Source organism: Vulcanisaeta distributa DSM 14429, from assembly GCF_000148385.1.
GTDB classification, from domain to species: Archaea; Thermoproteota; Thermoprotei; order Thermoproteales; family Thermocladiaceae; genus Vulcanisaeta; species Vulcanisaeta distributa.
The window spans coordinates 2251797-2278072 of the sequence record NC_014537.1; the positions used below are offsets into that span (position 1 = coordinate 2251797).

The 26276-nt window shown below is 48.1% G+C and carries 31 protein-coding genes, 3 tRNA genes and 1 rRNA gene; 18 read left to right on the forward strand and 17 right to left on the reverse strand.

Features of this window, described 5'->3' with window-relative positions:
- The first annotated feature begins 81 nt into the window (after positions 1-81).
- Positions 82-200: transfer RNA gene (locus VDIS_RS12750), tRNA-Pro, on the forward strand.
- Positions 201-294: 94 nt separating this feature from the next.
- Here VDIS_RS12750 and VDIS_RS11840 read toward each other — a convergent pair.
- Positions 295-588, reverse strand: a complete 294-nt coding sequence (locus tag VDIS_RS11840; RefSeq protein ID WP_013337501.1) for an antibiotic biosynthesis monooxygenase family protein — start codon at positions 586-588, stop codon at positions 295-297.
- A 31-nt stretch (positions 589-619) separates the two neighbouring features.
- A complete protein-coding gene (locus VDIS_RS11845) occupies positions 620-982 on the reverse strand; it encodes a TA0938 family protein (protein WP_013337502.1) in 363 nt (120 codons plus the stop codon).
- Positions 983-1224: 242 nt separating this feature from the next.
- On the opposite strand from VDIS_RS11845, the gene VDIS_RS11850 reads away from it, so the two are divergent.
- Positions 1225-1617: a 30S ribosomal protein S8 gene (locus VDIS_RS11850; RefSeq protein ID WP_013337503.1), complete on the forward strand. Its 393-nt coding sequence runs from the start codon at positions 1225-1227 to the stop codon at positions 1615-1617.
- A 41-nt stretch (positions 1618-1658) separates the two neighbouring features.
- On the forward strand, positions 1659-2264 hold the full coding sequence (locus tag VDIS_RS11855; protein WP_013337504.1) for a 50S ribosomal protein L32e: 606 nt from the start codon (positions 1659-1661) through the stop codon (positions 2262-2264).
- On the opposite strand, the gene VDIS_RS11860 is transcribed toward VDIS_RS11855, so the two are convergent.
- Together VDIS_RS11860 and VDIS_RS11865 are read right to left on the reverse strand one after the other, a co-directional pair.
- Complete coding sequence (locus VDIS_RS11860) at positions 2265-4184, reverse strand: S9 family peptidase (protein ID WP_013337505.1); 1920 nt, start codon at positions 4182-4184, stop codon at positions 2265-2267.
- Between the two features lie 43 nt (positions 4185-4227).
- The gene (locus VDIS_RS11865) at positions 4228-4635 is read right to left on the reverse strand and encodes a hypothetical protein (RefSeq protein ID WP_013337506.1); all 408 of its coding nucleotides are present in this window, start codon (positions 4633-4635) and stop codon (positions 4228-4230) included.
- A gap of 227 nt (positions 4636-4862) precedes the next feature.
- On the opposite strand from VDIS_RS11865, the gene VDIS_RS11870 reads away from it, so the two are divergent.
- Both VDIS_RS11870 and VDIS_RS11875 read left to right on the forward strand, forming a co-directional pair.
- Positions 4863-5153 carry a hypothetical protein gene (locus tag VDIS_RS11870; protein WP_052885838.1) on the forward strand — a complete coding sequence of 97 codons (291 nt, stop codon included), beginning with the start codon at positions 4863-4865 and terminating at the stop codon, positions 5151-5153.
- Positions 5119-5910, forward strand: coding sequence for a hypothetical protein (locus VDIS_RS11875; protein ID WP_052885839.1), 792 nt, complete (start codon positions 5119-5121; stop codon positions 5908-5910). Before VDIS_RS11870 ends, VDIS_RS11875 begins: the two co-directional genes overlap by 35 nt.
- Positions 5911-6027: 117 nt before the next feature.
- Here the strand turns inward: VDIS_RS11875 and VDIS_RS11880 are convergent, their stop codons facing one another.
- From VDIS_RS11880 to VDIS_RS11890, 3 genes are all read right to left on the reverse strand, one after another.
- The gene (locus tag VDIS_RS11880) at positions 6028-6270 is read right to left on the reverse strand and encodes a 30S ribosomal protein S28e (protein WP_013337507.1); all 243 of its coding nucleotides are present in this window, start codon (positions 6268-6270) and stop codon (positions 6028-6030) included.
- Positions 6267-6788: a 50S ribosomal protein L7Ae gene (rpl7ae, locus tag VDIS_RS11885; RefSeq protein ID WP_013337508.1), complete on the reverse strand. Its 522-nt coding sequence runs from the start codon at positions 6786-6788 to the stop codon at positions 6267-6269. Before rpl7ae ends, VDIS_RS11880 begins: the two co-directional genes overlap by 4 nt.
- 61 nt (positions 6789-6849) lie before the next feature.
- Positions 6850-7449, reverse strand: coding sequence for a 30S ribosomal protein S19 (locus VDIS_RS11890; RefSeq protein WP_013337509.1), 600 nt, complete (start codon positions 7447-7449; stop codon positions 6850-6852).
- A 134-nt stretch (positions 7450-7583) separates the two neighbouring features.
- Between VDIS_RS11890 and VDIS_RS11895 the strand changes: the two genes are divergently transcribed.
- The 7 genes from VDIS_RS11895 (at position 7584) to VDIS_RS11925 (ending at position 14499) form a co-directional block, all read left to right on the forward strand.
- A complete protein-coding gene (locus tag VDIS_RS11895; RefSeq protein ID WP_013337510.1) occupies positions 7584-9587 on the forward strand; it encodes an acetoacetate--CoA ligase in 2004 nt (667 codons plus the stop codon).
- Between the two features lie 61 nt (positions 9588-9648).
- On the forward strand, positions 9649-10146 hold the full coding sequence (locus tag VDIS_RS11900) for a hypothetical protein (protein WP_013337511.1): 498 nt from the start codon (positions 9649-9651) through the stop codon (positions 10144-10146).
- A 128-nt stretch (positions 10147-10274) separates the two neighbouring features.
- Entirely contained in the window at positions 10275-11543 is a 1269-nt protein-coding gene (locus tag VDIS_RS11905) for an ATP-binding protein (RefSeq protein ID WP_013337512.1), read from the forward strand.
- Positions 11544-11578: 35 nt separating this feature from the next.
- Positions 11579-12061 carry a PaaI family thioesterase gene (locus tag VDIS_RS11910; protein ID WP_148678513.1) on the forward strand — a complete coding sequence of 161 codons (483 nt, stop codon included), beginning with the start codon at positions 11579-11581 and terminating at the stop codon, positions 12059-12061.
- A gap of 134 nt (positions 12062-12195) precedes the next feature.
- Positions 12196-13371: an ATP-binding protein gene (locus VDIS_RS11915; protein ID WP_052885840.1), complete on the forward strand. Its 1176-nt coding sequence runs from the start codon at positions 12196-12198 to the stop codon at positions 13369-13371.
- A gap of 128 nt (positions 13372-13499) precedes the next feature.
- Entirely contained in the window at positions 13500-14015 is a 516-nt protein-coding gene (locus VDIS_RS11920; RefSeq protein ID WP_013337515.1) for a DUF6036 family nucleotidyltransferase, read from the forward strand.
- Positions 14008-14499 carry a hypothetical protein gene (locus VDIS_RS11925; protein WP_013337516.1) on the forward strand — a complete coding sequence of 164 codons (492 nt, stop codon included), beginning with the start codon at positions 14008-14010 and terminating at the stop codon, positions 14497-14499. Before VDIS_RS11920 ends, VDIS_RS11925 begins: the two co-directional genes overlap by 8 nt.
- Positions 14500-14520: 21 nt before the next feature.
- Here the strand turns inward: VDIS_RS11925 and VDIS_RS11930 are convergent, their stop codons facing one another.
- Complete coding sequence (locus VDIS_RS11930; protein ID WP_013337517.1) at positions 14521-14784, reverse strand: hypothetical protein; 264 nt, start codon at positions 14782-14784, stop codon at positions 14521-14523.
- Between the two features lie 327 nt (positions 14785-15111).
- On the opposite strand from VDIS_RS11930, the gene VDIS_RS11935 reads away from it, so the two are divergent.
- On the forward strand, positions 15112-18033 hold the full coding sequence (locus VDIS_RS11935; protein ID WP_148678514.1) for an alpha-mannosidase: 2922 nt from the start codon (positions 15112-15114) through the stop codon (positions 18031-18033).
- Here VDIS_RS11935 and VDIS_RS11940 read toward each other — a convergent pair.
- Positions 18028-18261: an LSm family protein gene (locus tag VDIS_RS11940; RefSeq protein ID WP_013337519.1), complete on the reverse strand. Its 234-nt coding sequence runs from the start codon at positions 18259-18261 to the stop codon at positions 18028-18030. The genes VDIS_RS11935 and VDIS_RS11940 overlap by 6 nt on opposite strands.
- Before the next feature lie 157 nt (positions 18262-18418).
- Positions 18419-18496: transfer RNA gene (locus VDIS_RS11945), tRNA-His, on the reverse strand.
- Between the two features lie 194 nt (positions 18497-18690).
- On the opposite strand from VDIS_RS11945, the gene VDIS_RS12980 reads away from it, so the two are divergent.
- Positions 18691-19128 carry a hypothetical protein gene (locus VDIS_RS12980; protein ID WP_013337520.1) on the forward strand — a complete coding sequence of 146 codons (438 nt, stop codon included), beginning with the start codon at positions 18691-18693 and terminating at the stop codon, positions 19126-19128.
- Between the two features lie 124 nt (positions 19129-19252).
- On the opposite strand, the gene rrf is transcribed toward VDIS_RS12980, so the two are convergent.
- The 5 genes from rrf to VDIS_RS11975 all read right to left on the reverse strand — a co-directional run bounded on the left by rrf (position 19253) and on the right by VDIS_RS11975 (position 22193).
- Positions 19253-19373 (reverse strand): 5S ribosomal RNA (rrf, locus tag VDIS_RS11955).
- 88 nt (positions 19374-19461) lie between these two features.
- Positions 19462-19538, reverse strand: a tRNA-Arg gene (locus tag VDIS_RS11960).
- A 52-nt stretch (positions 19539-19590) separates the two neighbouring features.
- A complete protein-coding gene (locus tag VDIS_RS11965; RefSeq protein ID WP_013337521.1) occupies positions 19591-20475 on the reverse strand; it encodes a prenyltransferase in 885 nt (294 codons plus the stop codon).
- Between the two features lie 82 nt (positions 20476-20557).
- Entirely contained in the window at positions 20558-21178 is a 621-nt protein-coding gene (locus VDIS_RS11970) for a CPBP family glutamic-type intramembrane protease (RefSeq protein ID WP_013337522.1), read from the reverse strand.
- On the reverse strand, positions 21165-22193 hold the full coding sequence (locus VDIS_RS11975; protein WP_013337523.1) for an alcohol dehydrogenase catalytic domain-containing protein: 1029 nt from the start codon (positions 22191-22193) through the stop codon (positions 21165-21167). The genes VDIS_RS11970 and VDIS_RS11975 overlap by 14 nt, the downstream gene beginning before the upstream one ends.
- Before the next feature lie 191 nt (positions 22194-22384).
- On the opposite strand from VDIS_RS11975, the gene VDIS_RS11980 reads away from it, so the two are divergent.
- A complete protein-coding gene (locus VDIS_RS11980; RefSeq protein WP_013337524.1) occupies positions 22385-22741 on the forward strand; it encodes a hypothetical protein in 357 nt (118 codons plus the stop codon).
- 199 nt (positions 22742-22940) lie between these two features.
- Entirely contained in the window at positions 22941-23468 is a 528-nt protein-coding gene (locus VDIS_RS11985; RefSeq protein ID WP_013337525.1) for an archaellin/type IV pilin N-terminal domain-containing protein, read from the forward strand.
- 99 nt (positions 23469-23567) lie between these two features.
- On the opposite strand, the gene kae1 is transcribed toward VDIS_RS11985, so the two are convergent.
- A complete protein-coding gene (gene kae1, locus VDIS_RS11990; protein WP_013337526.1) occupies positions 23568-24575 on the reverse strand; it encodes a KEOPS complex N(6)-L-threonylcarbamoyladenine synthase Kae1 in 1008 nt (335 codons plus the stop codon).
- On the reverse strand, positions 24575-24943 hold the full coding sequence (locus VDIS_RS11995) for a hypothetical protein (RefSeq protein ID WP_013337527.1): 369 nt from the start codon (positions 24941-24943) through the stop codon (positions 24575-24577). The genes kae1 and VDIS_RS11995 overlap by 1 nt, the downstream gene beginning before the upstream one ends.
- Before the next feature lie 104 nt (positions 24944-25047).
- Here VDIS_RS11995 and VDIS_RS12000 point away from each other — a divergent pair, with 104 nt between their 5' ends.
- Positions 25048-25614, forward strand: coding sequence for a cysteine hydrolase family protein (locus VDIS_RS12000; protein WP_013337528.1), 567 nt, complete (start codon positions 25048-25050; stop codon positions 25612-25614).
- A gap of 94 nt (positions 25615-25708) precedes the next feature.
- Positions 25709-26263, forward strand: coding sequence for a tetratricopeptide repeat protein (locus tag VDIS_RS12005; RefSeq protein WP_013337529.1), 555 nt, complete (start codon positions 25709-25711; stop codon positions 26261-26263).
- Positions 26264-26276: the final 13 nt, after the last annotated feature.

A 26276-nucleotide genomic window follows, 5' to 3' on the forward strand; every position in this document is an offset into this window, starting at 1 on the left:
TAAAGTTGGACCATGAGACCTGAAGCGCCGTATAAGGCATTACACTGAAAAGCTTAAAATTGCCCATGGGAATGATAGCTTGGGGCCGTAGTCTAGCCTGGCTAGGATGCACCAGGTTATGCCCTGGGTCCAACGGCCTGGGGAGCAATCCCCGCACGGTACGCCGGTGATCCCGGGTTCAAATCCCGGCGGCCCCACCACGGAACATTTATGTTGGATAAGGGTTTATTACCGTTATTGAAAATTGAAATGTGAAGGCGTAGTTGCATTCATGGCCGTGAGTTGGAGCATACGTTACACGCCTATTTCCTGGAAGATCCTGTGCTTGGGCTTGTCCTCTAGGATCGTTCTTCCATACGTTATGGTCTCCTTATACTCCCTACTCATTATGAACCTTTTAAATGATTCCAAATCTCTCCATTCACTATATATTAGGTATTCCGATGGATCATCAACGCTTCTATAGAGTTTTGCGTTTATGAAGCCGTCCACGTTTTCCCTAAGGAAGTTTAAAACCTCATTAAACATTCTCTCAAACTCCTCCTCATGACCCCTCTTAACCCTATAATACAGACCAACACTTATCATTTAAATCACCCATTACTCTATCCCACATAATTTACTGTTCAGTCAGGTTAAACATTGATTCATTTATTGTCACAACCTTACCATCATAATCCTCAACCCTTACACTCCTTTCACCACCACTTATGGAGATGAGCACTGTCTTAACCCTACCAATGTTGCCTACCGCGATGGCCCTCTGAATTATTCTCCTGAACTCCTTATAATGATCTCCACAACAAAAATACAACCTAGCACCAGCAACCTCCTGATAAGCCCCACTCCACGGCTTACCGCACACTTTACATCTAAGCGTTCCATCAATACTCAGGTAAGTGCCTGTCCTCCTATTATCACCACATAATGCGCATCCCGTGTACTCATCGCCAACCTCCCTGCCATTAATTATCACCTTCATAATACTAAATCATTAATTATCTTACATTTATTGTGTTTGCGGCTTCTAATCTTTTATGAACAGTTATATTTATTAATATTTACTTCAATACAAATAAATATATTAACCATTGGCCAAGCATTTTAAACCCGCCCCACGCATTTCTAACTGTGATGTTAGGGAGTACGGCTGAGGGTTGATGATGTGGTCCTTCGCTGACGACTTAGTAAAGTTTTTAATTTGCGTCTCTGCACGTTGGTTGTATGGTAATGCTTGATGTCCTGGCGAATGCATTGACGATGATTAAGAATGCGGAGATGAGGGGCCATAGGGAGGTGATTATTTGGCCTTCTTCTAAACTTGTTGGTAATGTTCTCAGGGTTATGCAGAGGTATGGCTATGTTGGTGAGATTGAGTTTATTGAGGATGGTAGGGGTGGTAAGTTTAAGGTTCAACTTCTCGGCAAGATAAACGATGTCGGCGCCATAAAGCCCAGGTTCAGCGTTAAGGTTTCTGAGCTAATGAGGTGGGAGGAGAAGTACTTACCGGCAAGGAATGTGGGCATACTGATCCTTAGCACGTCTAAGGGCGTATTATCGCATTTAGAGGCTAGGCAGATGAACGTTGGCGGCGTATTAATTGCATACGTCTATTAATGGTGGTAAATTTAAAAAGGCATTAACAGGGTGCTTCTGCGATGTCCACGGAGGAGAGTAAGCCCACGGAGCAGGAGGCCCAACAGCAACCAAGTGGTGAGCAGGTGCAGGCAGAGACTCAAGCGCAGTCTGCTCAACAGTCACAGCAAACCACTGAGCAGGCAGTGGCTAAGCCAGAGGCCAAGCCGGAGGTTAAGGAGGTTAAGTTGCCGAGGCCCAGGGTCTCGCTGAGTGGTAAGTTGAGGCAATTATTGAGGCTTAGGTTGTTAATGGAAAGGAGGGAGCCGCGTTGGATGAGGATGGATGAGTGGAGGTACCTGAGGGTTGCTCATGGTGAGCATTGGCGTAGGCCCAGGGGTAATGATAATAAGATTAGGCTTGAGATTAAGGGTTACCCGAAGAGGGTTAAGGTTGGTTATGGAAAGCCGAGGCTTACCAGGAACTTACACCCAAGTGGTTTTAAGTTGGTTATTGTTCATAGGCCTGAGGATGTGGATAAGGTCGACCCGGCCAGGGAGGCCATTGTGATTGGCAGGACCGTAGGCCTTAGGAAGAGGGTTGAGATAGTTAGGAGGGCTATTGAGAGGGGCGTGAGGGTCATTAACGTCACTAAGGACGTAATTGAGGAATTAAGGAGGGCCCAGTGATTACGCCTTCAACTTCTCATTGAACCAATCAACAATAGCCTTCAACCTAACCATTCTGTGGCTGGGCTTACCGAACCTCGATAGGTCATGATTCTCGCCTGGAAACACAACCATCTTAACCTCCTTACCCAGGTACTTGAGTGCCGTGTATAGTTGTATGGCCTGCTCAAACCAACAGCGGTAGTCCTCGAGTGAGTGTATTATCAGTAATGGAGTCTTAACATTCTTCACGTACATAATCGGCGACTTAACCATATAACTCTCTAGGTATGTCCAGAAGTCTCTGTCCTCACCACCACCGATTTGGTCATTGGCGAAGTAGGGCCCAATATCACTTGCACCGAAGAAACTCACCCAGTTGGATATTGACCTATCCGTAATTGCAGCCCTGAACCTATCCGTATGCGTTATTACCCAATTGGTCATGAAGCCACCGTATGAACCACCAATGACCCCCAGCCGATTTGGGTCTATGAAGTCGTAATTCTTAATTACGTAGTCAAGGCCCTCCATTAAATCTTCATAATCCCTTTCGCCATAGTGCCCACGTATGTCTGCGAACTCCTCATCATAACCATCACTGCCCCTGGGATTCATGAAAACAACCACAAAGCCCTCACTAGCTAATAACTGGAATTCAAACATGAATGAGTAGCCATAGGCCGTCTTTGGGCCACCGTGAATCTCCAGAACCGCTGGATACCTAATGCCCTGTTTAAACCCTGTAGGTCTCATTAACCAGCCCTCAACCTCTCTACCATCGCTCGCACGGAACCTGAAGGGTTCGGGTCTTGAGAGCTCCACTGAGTTGACCCAGTCATTGAAGTTAGTTATCCTCTCCTCACTGCCATTGAACCACCTATATAGTTCAGTGGGTCTCAGTGGATCCATAGAGATGAAGTAAATGGTGCCATCCTTCATGACCGCGAAATCCTCTATACTCCTCTCACCGCTAATCACGACATCAACACCACCATTGACACTAGCCCTAACCAGCTTTGACGCACCACCATCCATCATTATGAAGTAGACCCAATCACCAACCCACTGAAGCCTTATCGGTGGTGGTGAACCCCTAACATCACTATTAAGGCTATTACCAACATTTCTATCGACACTCCTCATTAAATCAATGACCTCACCACCCTCAGACCTAACAAGCATTACGTGGTCATGGGTAGCAAAACCCCTATGAAGGTCATTACCCACCAAAGCCAGGTACTTACCATCTGGCGACCACTTAATTGCCGACACACTATAGTTACTAAGGACTGAATACCTCTCACCACTCTCTAAATTTACCACCCAAACCTCATTCCTGTAGGGCTTAAACTTGTTAGTGCTCACGGCAATGGCGACCCTCCTACCACTGGGCTCAACATCATAGGCAACAACATCGAAGTCCCCACTAGTTATTTGCCTAATTGAACCACCTAAATCAAGTGAGAATAGGTGCGATTTAAACGTGTGTATGAATCCCCTGCCATTAAACCAGAGGGGCCAATCCTCAACAAACTTAACATCCTCCTGAACAGGACCAACATTACTCATGAAGTACATTACGCCATTAATAATTCGTAAATCATTAACGCCACCACCAATGTAAGCCACCTTCATGGCTTCACCACCATCAAACGGTAGGTACCAAACCTCAACGCCAGGTTTATCCTTACCAAACCCCCTCCTTGTTAGGAACACTAAGCCCTTACCGCTTAGAATCCTTGGTGAAAAGTCGTTATTACCCCTCGTAACCTGCCTAAGGGTCTTACCATCATAAACCCAAACATTTCTCTCGTAATCCTCTAGGGAATCCGCAATCTTAGAGACGGTAAAAGCCAGGAGACCACCTTCAACGTCTGCATTTAGGTCATGGACCATCCTAACGAGCCTCAAGTCCTCAATTAACAACCTCCTAACCATTAATAATACAGGAACCCATTAGGCTATTAAGATTTCACCCTGGTCAATGGACAAGTAATCCAATCACCACGATTATAAACATAAGCTCAGCAATCTCGTAATAACCATAACGTCTGAGATTGCTGCGATTACGTGATAGGTAACTCAACGCACCCCTCATGTATAGGTAAGTTCCACCCACATGTATCACCAGAAATAGTACCGTTAACCCTAGTAATGCAATGCTGTAATGGTTTATTAATAGGTACGTTAGAAGTAGCACGTAGTAAGTACTCTCGTAAATGGCTATTGGCAGACCAACGGACCTCGGTATTACTAAGTATCTAAGGCTGATTAATGCCACTGTGGTATGTATGATGATCATGGGAATTGTAAGGGCAAGCATTAATACGGATAGCACAATGTGGCATTGATACTCTGTAATAAAATCCTTATCTACGTAACCGCCCATGAGCCTAATACGGCACCTAGTATTGAGCTAAGGCAGGATTGGGAGCAATAACTTTAGTGTATGTCAATATCATGAAATAATCAATGCTAGTTGGTACTACATATTCATGGTGTGGGGCATAAGGAATAGAAGGCCTAACACTTGACAAATTAATAATTAAGAATTCGGCTTTTCAGGATCGTGAATTTTGAAAAACCTTTTTATTGGCTCTAAGGGAATTGAGCAACGTGGCTAAGCTCAATAGGTTGTTACTATTTGCCTTTGCATCAAATAGTGTGGAGCCTATGAGCCTCGCAGTGATGCACCAAAATGATATTGAGTTGTCGTTGTCAGTTATATCAATATCTGCGGTCGCATTAACAGTCTACCTACTCATTAAAAGGTATTGGGGCCCCGGTGGCCTTTATAGACATGCCTTGTCTGTCTCAACACCGATGGCCTATGCCCAATTATCCGCGTGGCTGACTAGTTATTTCTTATACCTTGTATTTACGGTACATATCATTCTACGTACTTAACATACCAGACACATGGGCTAAGCTATTAACCGTAGCAATACCAATTGCGTCATCAATACTCGTGTTTACGGAACTCTCGTACTGGTTCCTCCTGGGCACCGCGATTATCGGCATCGCGTTATCCATACCGCTTAACTGGAGGTATAGCCTAGTATTAACGCCCACACCATTAACTAACCTATTCACTGGTATCTTCTCATCCAGTCTTCTCCTGATCTGCATAACCCTAACTCCCTACGTAGATGCTGACCCAAGGGATGCTAAACTCGTTCTATACGCATTTTACGCGTCAGCAATCCTAATGATCATAGGTAATCTATTCAAACCACCGGCTATTATATACGAGCTTCAATCAATCGGCATATTCTCATTGATCGTAGTTGAGTACATTGCCATATACAACCTATTAACGAGGGAGGTTAGGGTTAATCGCCTGATATATGCCGTGCCCATATTGGCCACGGCATTGGCAGCACTTAGCCTGGTTAATTACGACCTTTTCTACGACTACACCATATACCTATCCCTGGCGGCGCTCTACGTATCCCTAGCCCTAGGCCTAGTGCCTGTATACGCAGTCTCAAAACCGTGGGGCATGCTCCTAGCCGCCATAGATGTTGGTTTAATGGCCCTTGGCGAGTACTCCCTCTTAACTCAAGCCGGCGGTATATACGTATCGGCTGTGGTGCTCAGCATGCTGGGGCCGGCATTAACTGGTTTATTGGCCTGGTTAATAAGGCGTCTAAGTAATCGTTAAGGATTAGGACGTGCTTTTATATCACTTATCTCGTTTATACTTAGCATAATCATTAAGTCATTAGGGCATTAAAAATGCAGGAAAATAGGGTTGTGCCTTATTTAAGCATGGGCCTTATTATTTAACCGTTAGTTTCCTGGCCTCCCTCTCCGTCTCCCTAAGCATCACTATATCTCCAACCCTAACAGGGCCCTTGATGTTTCTGGTTATTACCCTACCCTTATCCCTACCTTCGAGTATCCTAACCCTAACAATACTAACCTCACCGGCTATACCAGTCCTACCCAGTATCTGGACTACCAATGCGGCGACGGCATCCTCATACGGACTAAACCTCTCAACCTTAGTCTCCTCACTCACTTGGATTCACCCTTCCTGGCAGCCCTCTTGGCAGGTGCCTTCTCAGCCGGCGGCGCGGCCTGCGGCTGCGGTAATTGTATTGGGTTAAGACCAGCCTTAACCCTAACATCGTTTATCTGCTTAACGAGATTCTCCAACTCCGCGGCTGCCTGCCCTGGGTCAATTATTACGGCTGAGGCTGCCGACGTGTTCTGCAGCCCAGCGGCCTTGCCAAGTCTCTCCTTGCTTGGCACATAGACGTAAGGCACGCCCTTCTCCTCGCAGAGTATTGGTAGGTGGGCAACGATCTCAGGTGGGTCGACATCCTCCGCGATAAGGACTAACTTGGCCAAGCCTCTTTCCACAGCCTTCGTTACCTCATTAGTCCCCTTCTTTATCTTCCCCGTCTCCCTGGCAGCCGACAATACTTCGTAGGCCTTCTCGGCTATTTCCTGCGGCACTGCGAATCTGACGTAGAATGGTTTTCCCTGCGGTGGGTTTGCGTAAAATGTCTTTGGGTCTATACTTACTGTTGCCATACTCGTCTAAACCGTGAAGTTGGCATTTATAAGTATTTTTCAATACGAAGTAATGAAGAGATTACTTTGAGGCTATGTGCAGCGTGCTCCTCGTAGCCTTGAGACCAGGCTCGCCATGCTGCACTATCTTTGAGGTTATTGCGAACTCGCCCAGGTAGTGGCCGATGTGCCATGGGCTAATCGTGACTGGTAGGTACGTGATGCCGTTGTAGACGGCGATTGTTAAACCAACCATCTCAGGTAGTATTATCATGTCCCTGGCGTGGGTCTTGAGGGTTACCTTCTTGCCCTCCGCCATGAGCTTCTTCGCCTTTCTAACCTTCTCGAGGAACTTCCTATGCTCTGGCTTTAAACCCCTCATTAACGACCTCCTCTGCCTAGCCGGTAACAGCTTAATGAACTCCTCCATGGACATTTTAGAGATCTCCTCAAATGTGAACCCCCTGTATCTAAATCCCTTCCACTCCTCCTGTGGTATTACCGCGGCGGTTAACCAACCCTTCCTACCAGCCTCAGCACCCTCCTCTTCCTCCTTAGCCGCGGCAGCTGCAGGCGCGGCTGCCGGCTTCTCCGCCGCCTTCTCTGCCGCTTTACCAGCAGCCTTAGCTCCAGCCTTCTCCTCAGCTTTACCCGGTGCCTTTGTCTCTGGCTTCTTCGACATTCAAAACCGCAGTAACCACCTTATTTATAACTTTTACTCGTTGCTGGTCAGGGCATTGCACTATCGTTTTACTTATATGAAGCGGCGCCTAAATGAATTAATTTTAATAAGGTACTTAATAATCAATAATTAATATGGCGGAGAAGGTTAGGATTCTTTGGCAGCCTAATCAAGATGTAATTAGGAGTTCTAACATACTGAGGTTCGTTAATTGGCTTGATGAGGTTTTTGGTTTTGGGTTTGAGGTTTCGGTCGATGATCCTCTGAGGAATGTGGGTAATTATGATAGACTTTGGAGGTGGAGTGTTGAGGATCTTGAGGGTTTTTGGGTGAGTGTTTGGCGTTACTTCGGTGTTGTGTCCCACTCGCCGTATACGAAGGTTCTTGAGCCAAGGACGATGCCGGGGGCTCGTTGGTTCATTGGTTCTAGGCTTAATTATGCGGAGCATGTGTTTAAGGCTGCCCGTTGGGGTGAGGAGGCTGTTGTGTATGTTAGGGAGGATGGGCTTAGGAGGAGCCTTACGTGGGATCAGTTGTATAGGGAGGTTGCGGCATTGGCTGATTGGCTTAGGAGTGTCGGCGTTAATAGGGGTGATAGGGTTGCCGCATACGTTAGCCAGGTCCCGGAGGCTGTGGTTGCCCTATTGGCTACGGCGAGTATTGGGGCTATTTGGGTTGGTGTTGGTGCTGAATTGGCTCCGAGGGCTGCGATTGATAGATTCAACATGCTTCAACCCAAGGTGTTAATCGCGGTGGATGGCTATCCATACAGGGGTAAGGTCTTTGATAAGTACGGCGACATTAAGCAGATAGTCGACTCGGTGAAGAGTATTGAGAGGGTTGTGGTGGTACCAAACATGAGGGATTCAGTGGAACTTAGCCTCGGTAAACCAGTCCATGACTGGAGGGAGGTCACAGGCAGGAGGGGCGTTGGGCTTTTCTTTGAACCCATGGAATTCAACGAACCACTGTGGGTCCTATTCACGTCTGGGACCACGGGTATACCGAAGCCCGTGGTCCACAGCCACGGTGGTGTGCTCCTCGAGGCCTATAAGGTCGGTCTTCACATGGATTATAAACCAAGTGATAAGTTCACTTGGTACACGACACCGTCATGGATGATGTGGAACTTCACAGTCGATGCCCTACTCTTTGGCACAACAATACTATTCTATGATGGTGATCCAACAGCTAGGAATTTCGAACCCTACTGGGAGATCACGGAGAAGGAGGGCCTCACAATACTTGGCCTCAGCGCGCCCTATATTCATGCTGCCATGAAGTCCACGATAGAGCCCGGTAGGCAATTTAACCTAAAGACACTTAGGGAGATTGGCTCAACAGCGGCGCCGCTGTCGCCCCAGGGCTTTGAGTGGGTTTATGAGAAGGTTAAGGAGGACGTGTGGCTGGCGCCAATTAGTGGCGGTACGGACGTGGTCTCGGCATTCGTCGGAGGCTGCCCAATACTGCCTGTGTGGGAGGGTGAGATGCAGTGTAGGTGGTTGGGCGCGGCGGTTAATGTCTATAATGAGGAGGGTAAGCCCGTGGTTAATGAGGTGGGTGAGTTAGTAATTGAGAAGCCCATGCCCTCAATGCCCATTTACTTCTGGAATGACCCAGACTACAACTGGTACAGGGAGTCCTACTTCAGCATGTTCCCCGGCGTGTGGAGGCATGGTGATTGGGCGTTAATAACCGATAGGGGCACGGTAATAATAAGCGGGCGTTCAGACTCGACGATAAAGAGGAAGGGGATTAGGATAGGCACCCTGGACATATACAAGGTCGTTGAGTCCCTGCCTGAGGTCGTGGGTAGCCTGGCCGTTGAGGTTAAGAATAAGTTAATACTATTCGTAGCCCTGAGACCCGGCCTGCAATTGACTGAGGAGTTGAAGAAGAAGATAAACGATGCACTAAGGAGTCAGCTGGGGCCTTATTACATTGCTGATTATATAATACAGGTCCCAGACATACCAATGACTAGAAACTACAAGAAGCTTGAGGTCCCCATTAAGAAGGTTCTAATGGGCTGGCCGATCGATAAGGCCGTGAACATAAACGCCGTGCTAAACCCAGAGGCTTTTTACGCGGTTATTGAGGCATTGAAGCCGTACATGGATGAGATAATGAAGGAGTGATGTTCCTTAAACCTTAGTTATTTATTTCATAAAAATAATAATGAAAATAACGGAGTAGTTAATGGACCCAGGACTCCGGAGGATATATGCAAAGTGCATTGTCGAGGTCGAGCGTGGAACACTACCAGACTTAGTCAATGATAGGTATGATTACTTAATGATAGACCTGGCGAGTATAACCTACGGCCTCAGGGACCCAAGGACATTCCTAGTGAACGTTAGGCTTGCCCTTGACTACGACTACCTAAGGCCAAACGTAGTATTTGTGATCGATTACTCAAGGCCTGAGCACAAGGCCGTCGCCGAAACTAGGATTAAGTGGCTTAGGGAGTTAGGCCTCGATTACATACTCGCGGATGACGAGCCAGCCGAGGTTAGGGCAGCCAAGGAATGTCTGAGGAGGGGTAAGTGCATAGTCCTGAGTAGGGACTATGACCCACTCACCGTAATGAGTGAGATGATACAGCCAATAAAAATAACCGAGAGGGCATGGATAAATAGAAAGATAATAATAAATAAGGAATGCCTAAATAATTATTTAAAGAAGAAACATAATTAATGAGATTATGCAAAATATTTCATATACTTATTTTAATAAATATCTGTACTTAATTCTCATTAATTATGTTTCCTATAGGAAACAGATTTATAATTAAGTTGTTTCCTATTTAATACTGAATCCACGGCATGAGTATTGAGGGTGTGCTTAGGGAGGTTATTGAGGAGTGGTTTGTTTTTAATCTGCCTAGGGTTATACCTAGGGATATTTCGTACTTATTACCTGAGGGTTCAGCCCTTGCGTTGGTCGGTCCTCGTAGAGCCGGTAAGACATATTTCATGTATTGGATCGCCCAAGACTTAATGAGTAAGGGTTGGCCTAGGTCAAGCATTATTTACATTAATTTCGAGGATGTTAGATTAAGCGTTCTTAAGCCAACGGATTTCAGCATGTTTCTTAAGGTCATTAATGAGGAGGCGCGGGAGTACAATGGCAAGATATTGCTAATGCTTGATGAGGTTCAAAACCTACCGGAGTGGGGTCGCTGGGTGAGGACCCTGCTTGATAAGGGCAGGTACTTCGTGATACTCAGTGGTTCATCATCAAGGGTAAGGGCTAGTGATGTGGCTACGGAGTTGAGGGGTCGCTATATCGATAGGTTAGTGTTGCCATTTTCCTTCAGGGAGTTCCTAAGGGTCAGGGGTTTCGAGCAGGGATTTCTTGAGGTACCCGAGAGGCACGGTAAATTACTTAATCACTTGAGGGATTACGTACTTAATGGCTCCCTACCCGAGGTAGTGCTAAGGCCGGAAATGGCCAGTGACTTGGTTAGGACGTATAGGCAGACAATTATTTATAGGGACATAATCGAGAGGTACAGGATTAGGGATGCGGCGTTCTTTGAGACCTTCCTGGAGATTGTTGAGAATAGTTTTGGAGGTTACGTCTCGGTGACGAAACTAAGCAATTACTTTAAGAGCTTAGGTATTAGCAAGAGCAAGAAGACACTGAGTAATTACCTTAAGTACCTGGAGGAGTCGTACTACGTGGTACTCATTCGAAGGTTTGGGTTTTCAAGTAGGGAGGTCATTCAGCAGCCGAGGAAGGTGTACCCAATAGATACGGCATACTTCAGGAGGAAGTCCATTGAGCCAATGATGGAGAGCGTGGTTGCCGTGGAACTAATGAGGAGGGGACTTTCTTACAATTACCTGAGGATAAATGATTACGAGGTTGATTTCGTAATAAATCAGGAGCCCAGGGAATACATCCAAGTCACCTACGCCTCGGCAATGGATGAAATCGATAGGAGGGAATTCAAAGCCTTAATCAGGGCCAATGAGGTGCTTGGGCGTGGGGTAGCTAGGGTAATTAGTTGGGACTTGGAGGATGAGATCGAGATCGAGGGAATCAAGGTCAAGGTAACGCCGCTCTGGAGGTGGTTACTCATGGGCTAATGCTTAAAGCCCATGGCCGTAACGTTAAGTGGGCAATGCAGGAATTAAGGTGTGGGGAAAGTAATGATGAGTTGTTGAGGGTGATGAAGGTCATTGAGGAGTTAAGCCCCTACTGGGAATTGATAGGGATTAAGGTTGAGGATGTGGGTAGGGACTGCGCCATAGGCTTCGTGGAGGTGGGCAGGAAGCACCTACAGGTGCTAGGCACGGTACATGGCGGAGTCCACGCGGCGCTGGTCGACGCAATGGCCTGGGTAGCCATAATAAGCCACTACTACCCAAGGTACGTAATCGCAGTAACCACAGACCTAACAGTGAAGTACCTAAAGCCAATAACCGAGGGAGTGCTCAGGGCAGTGGCAAGGATAACACACATCAAGGAACCAATGGCACTAATAACCGCAGAACTAAGGAACAAAAACAACGAATTAATAGGAACATCAACAATGACCTACTGGATAACGCCCACAAGCAAGGCACTAAATGAAGTAATAAACGAATTAAGGAATATGGCATGATAAGTTGGAAGAGTTTAGAAGCGTATTCCTTAAATCGTTCCGTGGCAAAATTTTGCCATGGCTCGAATTATTGGAAATTATTCGTGGTTCGTGGGTGGTTTGTTTTTAATTTTTGTGTTGGTGGTTTTCTCTTGATGGTTGGTTTGAGTGTTGATTCGTTGGTTGGGTGGATTGGTGGTCGTGAGGTTGTGTTGGGTGGTTTTCGTACTAGGTTTAGGGATAGGGGGTTTGAGGTTGGGGCTTTGCTTGGTGATTTGTTTAGGTTTGAGCATGTTGGTGTGGTTTATGGGCCCCTGGGTGCTGGTAAGTCTACGTTTCTTAGGTTGTTTGTTGGTGGTGTTGAGGAGCTTGGTGGTGTTGCTGGTGTTTATATTAATTATGATGGTGGTATTGTTGACGTGCTTTACCGTGGGGTTGATGCCTTCGGTGTTAGGGATTCTGTGGTTAATGCTGTGCTTAATGTGGTGGCTTCCCCGTCTGGGACGTCCGTCGGTGTTTCGGTGGCTTTGGGCGTGATTGTTTCGTTGATGAGGAGACTCTTTGAGTTAGTTAGGGGTTGGGGTGTTGACCGTGTTGTCATTGTTCATGATGACCTGGATAGGTGGTTGGCTTCGAGGGGCCTGGGGAATGCCATTGAGGGTCTTGTGGGTCTGCTCTCGAATTTGTACGAGGGTGGTCCTGCGGGTGTTGAGAGGCCCTGGGGTGATAAGTACAGCGTCACCTACGTGGCGTTGAGTGATTATACTGCGGTGGAGGTGGTCAATAGGTATAGGGGTAAGGGCGGACTACGCGCAATGCTCATGTGGAACCTGCCCAAGGAACCATTCATGGACTTAATCCTTGAGTTGGCGGGGAGGCGGGACATCGATATTGAGTTGCTGTGGCAGTTACTCGGTGGTAACCCAAGGGCCCTATCACAGTTAGCCACCGCCTATGGCTGGGACGTGGATGCCTGGCTTAGGGATGCCATTAACGAGGTTGTTGGGGTACTGAATGAGGAGAAGGAGAGGCTGGGCCTCGGTAGTGTTGGTGAGGTCTTGGACATCGTGATCAGGCGCGTTGGGCAGGACGTGGGTCCGGACAACCTAGTACTGGGCACGCCGCTTCACGTGGGGCCATTGTTGAGGAATAACATATTGATTGGCATGAGCTCGACGGCAATATCGCAACTACCGAGCGAGCCCTGGGTAGGGAGGCACTATGCGTATCAATTACCGACGTATTACTGGGTGGTCAGGGCGATGGCAATTAGGGGTAAAGTGGACGTAAAACCAGGCGATGTTGTGAGTGTGATAAGGCAATCAATTTAATGATAAGACGTCCTCGGCAGGGAATGGCTCCCCTCAAGCAATCTTGGGATTTCGCCGTCGCCTAATTAATTAGGCGTTAATTCATGGTTTTAGTGCTATTTTTAAGTTGTCTTATCCCTTATTTGTTTGTGGAGGTTCCTCGGGAGGTTTTGTTGGTGGTTTCGGTGCTTAGGAAGCTTGGCTTTAGGGTTTTTCTTATTGGTGCCAGGGCCCTGGCTTTTTATGGTATTGTTAGGGAGACGGGTGATTGGGATTTAACCATTGATAGGCCGTTCAGCGTTGAGGTTAGGGATGCGGTAACTAGGGAGTTGAGGGGTTTGGGTTTCTCCGTGCAGTGGCGTAGGTGGGGCTTCTACGTTGATGCCGGCGCCGTTCATGCTTACATTAACTGCATGCCCCTAACCCTGGATGAGGAATTCATCAGTAGGTCTAGGGCTTTGGGGGATGTCCTTATTCCATCGATTGAGGATTTAATAATCCTTAAGTTGATGAGTGGTGAGGATAAGGACGTGGAGGACGTTAAGAGACTGCTCAAGCTACCCAACCTTGACCTACCCTACCTGCTCCGGCGCTCACGCGATGCGGGTGTTGATAAGGATTTATTAAGGATTGCCAGGAAGATTGGCTTGAGGATTGATGGTTAGGGAGTTCGTGTTTAACGAGGGTTGCGTGGTCATTGATAATGTCAGGTTGCCCATTGACGTGGCCAGGGCATTGAGTAATTATGGTTGCTCCTTCACAGGCTGGACCGCCCTAGCCATACACGCGGGGAGCAAGTTGTTGATTCTATACCACCCGAATTACCTCGAGATCGCGTGCCCGGACATCGAGGCCGTGGTCAGCGGGCTCAGGAGGCTCGAACTAGTGATTTGGCGTGGGAGGCGCTGGGCCACGGTTGGTTGGGTCTACAGACCGCTCAGGGTGGCGCTCGGTGAATTGAGGATCTTCAGTGAGGAGGTTAGTAGCGAGGGTGAGAGGTGTGGGTTGGGCGTGGCCTCGATAATCGACGCCGCCAGGCACATAATGCGGTTTAGGGAGCGCGTGAGGGACCTCAGGCTTGTTGAGAGGTACTCAAACGGCAGGGTTAGAATACCCACGGGATTGATGACGGCAAAACACCATTTTTAACGGGTGAAGCATCAATCCACATCACTGGTCAAGACCACCCCTCAACTCCCTCAAGGCCTCAACAGCACCCCTGATATACTCCTCCTCCCTATCAGGAACCACAGCACCATAAATAGTCAAAGTCCTCCACTGAGTCCTGGTAGCATACACATACTCAGCAGGACCCACATAACAACGAGAACCATCACCATGATAAAACCTGAAATAAACCCTACCATTAGACCTAAACGAATGCACAGACCTAACAACCCTCCCACACCTCGGACAAATCAACACCTCACCCATCAATAAACAAAACCCAACCAAACTTATAAATTACTTTCACCATTAATAATACCTATTATATTAATAAAAATTTCATAATATAACAAAACTACGGTAATTATACAACCAAACAAACATCAAATACAGCAAACCACAACCACAAGACACATCACCCATTTTCCTTCACTAATTCGGCACATTATGACTATTTTCCAATAATTCGAGCCATGGCAAAATTTTGCCACGGAACGATTTAAGGAATATATTTTTAAATTCTTTTTATGGTTTGTCTTTCGTGGTTTGTGCGTTGTTTTTAAATTGGTGTTTGTTATTTCGTTGTTGGTGTTTGTGGGTTTTGATTTGAGGGATGTTGGTGGTGTTAGGACTAAGTTGTTTTATCTTGAGGCTGCTTCCATAATGGGTGTTGATGCTGTTAATCTTGAGGCCTGTGGTGGTGCTCTCTGTGGTTCTGTTGTGGTTAGGGATTTTGGTGAGCCTTGGTTTTTTGTTGATGTTGTTGGTGAGGGTACTCTCAGGGTTGATGATCTTCAGTTCGCTGTTTTTAATTACGGTGATGAGGGTGAGAGTAGGTGGGTTAGGGCTTCCCCAGGTAGGCATTCCCTATCGCTTGTTTTGTCCCCTGTTAGGATGTTTGGTGAGCGTAGGGTTAGTTTCAATGGTATGTACGTTGTTTATAGGGAGCCATCACTGTTCAGTTTTGTCCTTAGGGCTAAGCTCCTGCTTGATGTTGCCGAGGCCTTCGAGGACCTAAGGACTGACTACCTCAAGGTACTTAATGAGGCCCTTGACGCGGTTCCCCTGGACTCCGTGGCTAATTGGCAGTTGGAGTTCGCGGTTAGGGCTCATATTGTTGAGCCTCCAGGCTTTGTTAGGGCGTTGTTTAATTACTACGATGCCAAGGAGCTGACGCACCTGAGGCCGCCTGATTTCAGCGAGCTTGGTAGGGCTGCTAAGGAGGGTTTGAGGATCCTTGAGGAGGGTATTGAGGGGTTGAGGGTTAGGAGGGGTCATAGGGGCGTTGTTTATGTTGCTGGTCACGCGCACATAGACCTTGGCTGGCTTTGGAGTAGGGACGTGACCAGGGAGAAGGTTAGGAGGACAATCATCAACGTCCTATCGCTACTTCAGTCGTACCCGGAGCTCACATTCCTCGTGTCTAACATGGCGTACCTAAGGTGGCTTAGTGAGGATAGGGATTTGTGGGTTAGGGTTAGGGAGGCCGTTAAGGCCGGTAGGATAGTGCCCGTGGGCGGTATGTGGGTTGAGAGTGATGCTAACTTGCCCGGTGGTGAATCCCTGGTGAGGCAGTTCCTATACGGGCAGAGGTTCCTCCTCAGGGGGTTTGGCTTCACCACGGAGATTGGTTGGTTGCCCGACACCTTCGGATTCCCAGCATCACTACCACAAATACTAAGGAAGGCGGGGATTAGGGTGTTCTTTGAGCATAAGATGTATTGGAACACGGTCAATAGATTCCCATACTCCGTATTCCTTTGGGAGGGGATTGATGGCTCGGTGATACCCACAATAAACTATGCAACCTACGGCGCCGACTTAACGCCTAGGCAAATAGCCAGGGCCTGGTCAGACCACACAAGCCCCGAGCTACCGGCCTTCCTACCCTTCGGTAAGGGTGATGGTGGTGGGGGACCGACATGGCTAATGCTCGAGAGGTACAGGGTGTATAGGGACTTGCCAGGTATGCCGAGGCTCATCATGGGTAATCTAAAGGACTTAATTAGTGAGGTTGTGAGGGACGACTCATTACCGAGGTGGAGGGGTGAGCTATACCTTGAGATTCACAGGGGGGTTTACACGAATGGTATAAGGCTTAAGCAGTTGGTTAGGGCTCTCGAGACGAAGCTTAGGGAATTGGAGACCTTCAGTGTAATTGCCGGTGTAAGGAGGAGTTATGAGGAGCTTTGGTATCCACTACTCGAGGCTGAGTACCACGACCCAATGGGGGCTACGTCGACGAAGTCCGTATATGATGAGGTGGTCAATGAGCTCGAGGAGGACTTGAAGAGGGTTGATGGGGAGTTGATGAACGTGCTCAGGAAGACCCTTGGCACAGGCTGCTTCGTAACGATCGTTAACCCACTGCCCTGGGCCCGTAGGGAGTTGGTCATGGTTAGGGAGGAGCTGAGTGGTGTGGCAACGCAGAGGGTTGGCAATGGTTACCTGGCGCTCATTGAGGTCCCGGCCCTTGGCTGGAGGTCCTTCGAGAAGGGCCCAGGGAACTCCATGGGTGACGTAACCGTGGGTAGTAACTATGTCGAGAATTCCGTGGTTAGGGTTGTGTTTGATGGTTCGTTGAGGATCTACGATAAGGAGGTTGGGAGGTGGGCCGTTGAGGACGGCTATTTAATGGCCTGTGAGGATATGCCGAGTCGATGGGATGGATGGGACATAGACGCTTACTACAGGAGGGTTTGTAGGAGGTTGGAACCGACTGGGTTTAGCGTCGTGGAGGGTGGACCGTTGAGGGGTTGTATTGAGGTTAATTATAGGTTTAGGGAGTCGAGTATTAGGCAGAGGATTTGCGTGAATGCCTTCAGTAGGCGTGTTGATGTGGAGAATGAGGTTGACTGGAGGGAGAGGTTAACGCTTCTGAAGGCCGTTTATAAACTCGGCATATTCGGGCATAGCGCATCCTTTGAGGTACCCTACGGCGTGGTTAATAGGCCGACGAGGCCGAGCAATACCTGGGAGGTGGCTAAGTTTGAGGTACCCGCCCTGCGTTGGGTCGATGTTTGGGACCCAGACTACGGCGTCGCCATACTTAATGATGGTAGGCAGGGCTACTCAGTTGAGGAGAATACCGTGACAATAACACTACTCAGGTCACCCATTTACCCGAACCCATTCCTGGACTACGGCCATAACAAGTTCACCTACGCCATATACCCACACTCAGGTGATTGGAGGACTGCCCAAGTGCCCAGGAGGGCTTATGAGTTCAATCAACCACTAATTATTGTTGAGGGTACGGCGGGCGGCGACTCATCATTCCTCGAGATCACAAACCCAGCAATAATGCTCGAGGCCCTTAAGTGGGGTGAGGACTCGGGGATTGTACTAAGGCTTTACGAGACCTACGGAGTAAACACATGCACCGAGGTCAGGGGCTTCATCAAGGGTGAAGGCGTTGAGACCGACCTCCTCGAGCTAAACAATTACGGCAATGCGGACCTGGGCAACCTCTGCTTTAGGCCCTTCGAGATAAAGACAATACTAGTCAAGTCATGACGTGGCCGGGCTGATGAATAGTACCGTGTCACCCCTAATAATCATTAAACCACCCTTAACACCGCCCTTCGGATTGACCTCCTCCGTATTCGTAAGCAGTAGGTTAAGGTGCTGGTCATAACCAACGAGGACGCCCCTAATCTCAGTACCGTTCCTAAGCTTCACTAGAATCACCTTATTCAAACTCTTCTGCAGCTCCTCATTAACAATCTCCATACAGCGAGGCATTGGGGCTAACCCAAAAACAATATTTTAAAGGTTAATCTCCACAAGGTACCCACGAAAAACCACGCAGTAAAGCAACGATGGTGCAGAATAAGGGTAAAATCAGAATGAATTACGTAATTATTAAGAACGGTGATTAATTAGGAAGGACTGAGCATTATGGGGCCGGGGCCGGGATTTGAACCCGGGTTCACGGGCTCCACAGGCCCGCATGCTTTCCAGGCTGCACCACCCCGGCAATGGTATTCCTATCATCCATACTTTTAAGTTTTTGTCCCTGTTGCTCCGTATTTATTGAGTGCGTTTATTCACTTTTTCTACTTCCTTCTTATGCAGAGCTTCACGTTCAACTTATCATTTATTTTTCAGTTATTTTCTCATTTTGCTTTTGTAGAATGGTTTAAATACCCAACTTCCTCCATCGTTTGTTGTATGAATGAGGAAATTCAGGAAAGCGTGGTTTTTGCAAACCTGGTTTTCGTGGTAATGACAGCCATCTACTCACTGGCCTTTCAATTAATACTGCTATTTAATGATTCATTAACAACCATAGGCTTAAGTATTGCCGCATGGCTTATACTTGCCTATGCATTGGTCGCTAGGCGTGGTCCCTGGGCCCTTCTATACGCTAAGGTCCACAGGGCACTGACTGGTGTTAATGTCCTTGGTATCACTAGAATCGAGAGACTTTTACTAATGCCCTACGTAATTAACTACGCAATTGCCATATTACTCACGGCATTTACTGGATATTCAATATTGAGTCTTGCCCTGAGGATCATAGTCACGATGCCAATGTTCATAATGATTGGTGAATTCGCAGTATTACCGCGAGTGGTAATGAGCAATCACGCTAAAATGTCCTGGTAATTGCCATTAATTACTTAACTGTTAATTATCAATTAAATATTGACCATGTTCTTACGCGACTTTAAGCACTGAATAAGTATTTTATCAGTTTAAATCGGTGGTTGAGGATTACGTTATAGCCCCGAGGTCCCGGCACGCCGGTTTCCCGCGGCCTCGCGGACCGCAGTACTCCCGAACGCGGCAGGGCGTTTCACTTCCGGGTTCTGGCGAGTCCGGGTGGTGCCACCCTGCCTATGGCCGGGTTACCTCGGTTTGGCCGTTAATGACGTGCTCACCCCAGTTTTTAAGCTTTATTTACCTTAAAACGACCGAGGCTCTTAAGGTCGCGAAGATTGGCGGGCCCGGTGGGATTTGAACCCACGACCTACGGCTCCGGAGGCCGCCGCTCTACCTGGCTGAGCTACGGGCCCAGGTTATTAATTATTTAAGGCATATATTAAGTTTTTATTGTTGGTTCGTAACTCACGTTGGTATTATTAAGGCTGCGCCGTATATTAGGCAGTATATTGTGTATAGTAGTCCCGTCCTTGCATCTATATCGTGTGCATTGTCCCTGAAGGCCCTCGCCAGTCTTGGTATTAGGGCTGCCGTGGGTAGCGTGGCCAGTGCGGTGTATGGTAGTATGCCGGTGATTACCAATGCCGTGTTGACTATGTAGGCCGTAATTAATGAGCCTATGTATATTTGATAGCCGTACTTAGCCGTTAACATGGCCAAAGTCCTAATTCCGGCCTTGGCATCGTATTCCCTATCCCTATAGTTGTTTGCGTATATTATCGAGAACATTATGAGGAATGGCGGTAATGAGACAAGGAGCACGCTTAGTGGTAGTGAGCCGCCGGATGCAGCCGCAAAGAAGCCGCTGACAAGTAATGGGCCCCAGGTCAATGCAACCGATAACTCACCAAGCCTCCTGTACTTAAGTGTGAAGGGTGGGCCTGTGTAGGCGTAGAGTAGGAATACACCAAGTAACCCAAGCGCTAGTATTAGGTAGCCCTCCATCACCGTTAGATACACGCCGATTGAGGCCCCCGCAATAATTAATGAGAATCCCAGGTTCCTAACGAATGATGGGCTTACCGTACCCATGACCAGCGGTTGACGCCTATAAACAGCCGTGGGTGAGTTTGGGCTGTCAACACCGTGTATGAAGTCGTAGTAGTCATTAAGCACGTTGACACTGGCATGAAGAAGTAAGGCGCCCGCCACAGCCATTACTGAGTACACAATTCTCAAGCCGTAGTAAAGCCCAAGGTGGTAGGCATAGCCAATACCGACTAGGGAAACGGCTAACGTCATTAATAGGCTCCATGCCCTGATAAGTCCGAGGATGTCGCCCTTATTCATTAATATTCAATTCAATTATTAATCATTTAAAAGCATTATTTTCTATATTAAGTAAAATAACCATGGCACGAGCCGCGCATCGCTACGAAACCAGTGGGAGGAGCACCATCATCAACTCTAGCCACACTACGTGGGTTATTATTGAGGCCGTGAGGCCAGCCTTATCCGCAAGTACACCATCAACAAGCCCAATGGCGAAGGCCCCGGCAATTAGGGCTGGATTTAACGTGGATATGTGGACGAGCGTGTAATAAATCATTGACGCTATCCAGGGCTCACCATTAAAAATGCCGCCTAATCCCCTCGCCAATTCCTGAAGACCACCCCTCCAGTAAACCTCCTCCATGAACCCAATGATCACCAGGGCAATGGATAAGGCATAGGCATTGACCATGCCCCTAACCATTTCATAAACGATGACCACATAACCCGCAAGCCCCATGTATTTAAGCAACGCATAACCACCAATAAAGACCATGTAGAGGACGCCGGACATAATAAGGCCAAGTACTATCACCACCACGGCGTTGATCCTAAACCACCGAAGCCTATCCCTAAACCAAGCCAGTGACAATGAACCAAGCAGTAACGTTGATAATGCCATGCCATAGACAAAGTACCTACTAAACACGTCGAAGGAAAGCGGCCACAAAACCAGGGGTAGCACTATGTAAGCCACGTCCCTAGCCCTAGTCCCACTCATGACGCATCACCACCTTACCAACCACACCCCTGCTCTCCATCAATTCATGGAGGGTCGGCGCCTCCTTAACCGTGGCCACCCTACTTATGAATGGCTTAATGCCCTTACTAACCATGAAGTCAATTACCTCCCTAAGGTACGCCTTAGACGCATTATGAATGCCGATTAACCTCGTATGCCTCAGATAAAACCTCCTAATGTCGACCTGGACAATTGGTGACTTCCCAAGGACTCCAAACGCGACCACGGTGCCCCCAGGCCTAATGGCTTCAAGGGCCATGGGCAGTGTATCGCCAATACTATCTATGGCCACGTCGACGCCGCCATCAGTATTCTCATTGACAAGCCTCATCAGCTCCTCCCTATCATAGCCAACAACCACGTCAGCACCAAGGGACTTCAAAAGACTGGGCCTCGTGGTAACGGCGATTACCCTGGCTCCCAACGCCTTAGTCAATATTGTTAATGCAGTGCCAATGCCGCCAGACCCACCAAGGACCAAAACCCAATCCCCTGGGCCAACATTAGCGACCCTAAGGGCCTTCCAGGAAACGCTATAGGCCAGCGGCAATACGGCCAATTCATTAATGCTCAACTCCCTAGGCGCCTTGACAAGGGCCTTAACGGGGACTCTAACCAACTCGCCGTATCCACCCCAAACATGAAAGCCAGGCATGGTCCATGAGGGACAGTGATCCTCCATGCCAGCCCTACAGAACCTGCACGATCCACAACCCCACACATTACTGACCAGGACTAAATCGCCAATCCTGAAATCACCGAGGTCCGTGCCCGGCCCAGCGGACTCTACATAGCCAACTATGTCGGCGCCAGGCACGTGAGGAAACTTAACGGGTATTCCTGGGTAGCCCCTACGCACTATTGCATCAATTCTATTCAACGAGGTGGCCAAGACCCTAACAACGACCTCGCCAGGGCTCGGCCTAGGGTCCGGGAACTCCATAACCCTAAGCACGTTGGGGTCTCCATGCCTATCAAAGCCCACTGCCCTCATACCTGGTTGAAAGACCGTAATTAATCCAGGATTTAAATCTTGGGTGTCTTCCCAATGGGTTTACCGAGGTTTCTCTATTCTATTCCATCATTTCTATCTCTTCTCAATAATTATGCGAATAAATTCAACAAAGTAAATTATAATTTCTCAACAAAGCTTTTATGCTTCATGTGTAGAAAGAGAATACTATAATGATCAATAAGGCAGACCTACTAATCACAGCAACGCTGGCAAACCTACTTGACTTGGCAACGAGTTACCTAGACTTCTCACTGCTTGGGCTACAGGAGCTTAACTACTACGCAACAACCCTACACCTAAACAACTACCTAGCCGCGGCAGCGGCCTTCATGACCTACGAGGCACTCATGGCAATAATATACCTGGCGACACCCAGGTACCCAAGGCTCAGGTGGTTTATGGCAGTGTTCATAGTCATGAAGTTCATGGCCGTGGCCGGCAACATAGCAGCGTCAATGGGCGTGTACAGCATAAACAACGCAATCATAGGAATGAACCAATCACTAACCAATGCCCTTAAATACTAGCCAAGAAAGACAAGGTATGGGAAGCAGAAACTAAGCCATACAATGAATGATAGAAAGAAGAACCAGAAACATAACCCATAAACACGCAACATTAGTTGCCCACGCTTCTACCCCAGTAGAAAGAGTTCTTACAAAATAGAAAGTACCAAAAACCACGCCTGCGAGCATTTATTAAGTAGTTGAAAGACCAACAACACGTATGGCAACAAAAATGAATAGAAAGGGTATATCCAACGTAGTGGCAACAATAATACTCATAGCCGTGGCAATAGCACTGGCAGTGGCAGTCGCCGTATGGGTCTTCGGCCTAGCAGGCTCAGCAAGCAAAACAGCATCACTTCAAATACAGGCACTGGGCTTAAGTGGTGTCGGTAACGGTAATAACACCTCTCCATACCTAGTAATCTTAGTCAGCAATCCATCAAGCAGTGGCGTTGGTATTAACGGTTTCACACTAGGAAGCTTAAGCTGTGTGTTTACTCAGCCAATTTCAATAGCCGCCGGAACACAGGGAGGAAACCTAACGATAGTACTACAGACATCTAATGGCTACTTCGCAACGGGATCAAACGCTATAACTGTAAGTTACAAGTATAACGGTAATACAGAATCAACAAGTGGAAGCTGTAGCGGACAGCAGGCTGCCCAGGTTGGTATACAATACAGTGGCTATATAACGACCGTTAGCGGGCAAACATACCCATTCTCAGTAACGGCAACCTCATAATACGGTTAATGCCTTAAATCGTTTCGTTAAAAAATTCAATTCTTTTTGTTTTTATCTACAAAACTTATACGGTTGCTATCATCTTATTACGCATTGTAGTTATTTACTGAACCAGGGTTCTTTGCCGAACCAGGGTGTCTCTACCTCGTCTAATCTCCATCTTTGTTTTGTTACTGCCTCGGTTGGGTCTATGGTGATTCCGCTTTTGTAGGCGAGTAGCCCTGTTAGTGCTATCATTCCTCCGTTGTCTCCCGCGTACTCTGGTGGTACTATGCCCAGTTTTGCGTTGAATTCATTGGCTATCCACTCCATTATTGACCTGAGCCTCCTACTCCTCGCCACGCCACCAGCCAGTAGCAGTTCCCTCTTGCCCGTCAACGCGAGTCCCCTCTCGACCACTTCACCGAGCATTGAGTATGCCGTTTCAACAAGGCTTAGGCATACGTCAGGTAACGCGACGCCCCTCCTAACGAGCCTTAGGGCCTCCTCGACTAATCCAGAGAAAGATACGTCCTGCCCCTTCACTGTGTATGGCAGCGGTATGTATTTACTACCCTTCTCCGCACACTCCTCCAGGTGCGGCACGCCTGGGTTTGGCAACCCAACACTCCTCGCGAAGTAGTCTAGGGCATTGCCGACGGCCATGTCTATGGTCTCGCCGAAGACCCCGTAGGACCTACCGGAGTGGGCTATAACCATAGTGTGGCCTCCAGACACGAGTAGGACTAGTGGGTCCCTGAACCTTACGGACCACCTAGCAACCTCGACATGCGCCACACCGTGGTGCACAGGCACCAGCGGCTTGCCGAACTTAATGGCTATTGCCCTCGCCAGGGTGGCGCCGACCCTCAGGGCTGGACCAAGGCCTGGGCCCATGGAGAAGGCCACTGCGTCTATATCCCTAATGCCTATACCCAACCTCCTTAGTGCCTCGTTGAGTATTCTTGGGCCTACTGTCACGTGGTGGTCCGCGGCAACCCTTGGGTGTATGCCCACGCCCTGTGGTGGTGTGTACGTGTCGTTGATGTTCACGAGTATCCCATCCTCACTGGCTATCCCAACGCCGAAGGTGTGCGCCGTGGATTCGATGCCCAGTACGAGCGTCATCAGTACACACCCTCCATTATTGAGTCAACGACGTCATCCAGCTCACCATCACTCAATCCGCCGTACTTACTGACTACGTAATTAATTGTGGACTTCACGGAATTCTCGAGCCAGCCACACCCTGGGTCATAATCATTGTCGATGGGTATTACGAAGTCACCCATTGTCTTGACAACGCCCGACTTCACCAGTCTCTCAATGACGCTTATGAATTCCGGGCTCGTTAGGACCAGGTCAATTCTATCCCAGTTAAATGCCTCAAAGCCTCCCAACCTATCTACCAGGAACACTATCTTGGCAAGTCTATCTAGGCTTACCCTGCCAAGTCTCCTGAGGGCATCAACGACTATGCACTCGATTAAGCCCATGCCCCTTGCAGCAGTGCTAGTCCCCTTTATTGGGTAATTAAACTTACTACCTACGCGCGGCAGGTGGGCAATGCTTAAATCCTGGGTTTAGCCGTGTATGGCATATGGTCAGTCCTGACCTACTAAGGGAAATACTAAAACCGAGCAATTCCGTCCTCGTGGTTTGGGACGTGCATAGGGCGTTGTTTAATGGTATATTCAATAAGGATGAGTTTCAAAGGGCTTTGAACACGGCAATAAACGCCGCCAGGAGGGTCAATGTGCCGATAATATTCACGAAGATAACCCCATTCCCAAGTGGTTTCGAGCCCGTAACCGCGAAGATAATGCAGTGGAGAAGGGGCTTCGGGCCTGAGGAGATGGAGTTGATAGTTCAGCCACAGCCCAATGACATAGTCATAAACAAGAACACATGGTCACTCTTCGTTGGGACAAACGTGGAGTTACTACTCAGGAACTCGGGTAGGTACACGGTCGTTTTCACGGGTATTGCCACGGACATAGGCGTGGAGACCAGCGCGAGACATGCCTATGCACTAGGCTTCATACCGGTGATAATCTCTGACGCGGTATCCTCATACGACAGGGAGGCCCACGAGAGGTCGCTGGCGAACATGAGGAGGTTCTTCCCGGTAATAACAGCTGATGAGTTAGCTAGGTACTGGTCGTGAGTTCCACATTCACCGGCTATTTCAAATTGGCTTCTCCTTTTATTTAGCTATTACCATGGCAAAGATTTATAAGTTCCAGAATTGAAAAATAAACGTGGAACAGAAAGAAACCCACAGTGTAGCTCAGGGTAATGGGCAGGGAATTGACGAGGCAAGGAGGCACTACTCACGTGGTATCGCCCTTATAAGGCTGGGTCGATTCGAGGAGGCACTGCCCGAGATTGAGAGGGCATTGGAGTTGGATCCAGGTAATGAGAGGTATAGGCTGACTAAGTTAGCCGTATTAATTGGGCTTGAGAGGTTTGAGGAGGCTGAGAATGAGTTGAGGGCCTTATACATTGGTCGACAGCAAGGCCCGTTGGTGGTTGGTTCGAATTCTAATAACGGCGTTGGGTTTAATGGAAGTAGGGATAGCGTAAAGCCCATGATTGGTAGAATTAATGTCAAGGAGTTAAGTGCCCTACTAATGAGGATGTTGCGTAAAGCCCGGGCTCTATTGATTAGGGTGGGTATTGTAATGGGGAGGTTGCTTGATCATCTTATGGCCAAGGCGCGGCTATACCTGGGCGTGGTTAGGGCTCGGTTGGCTAAGGCCATTAACTGCGTTAATGGTAATACACCCAACTCCTGCAATGGTAATAGCAACTGAGTTTTTACCGCGG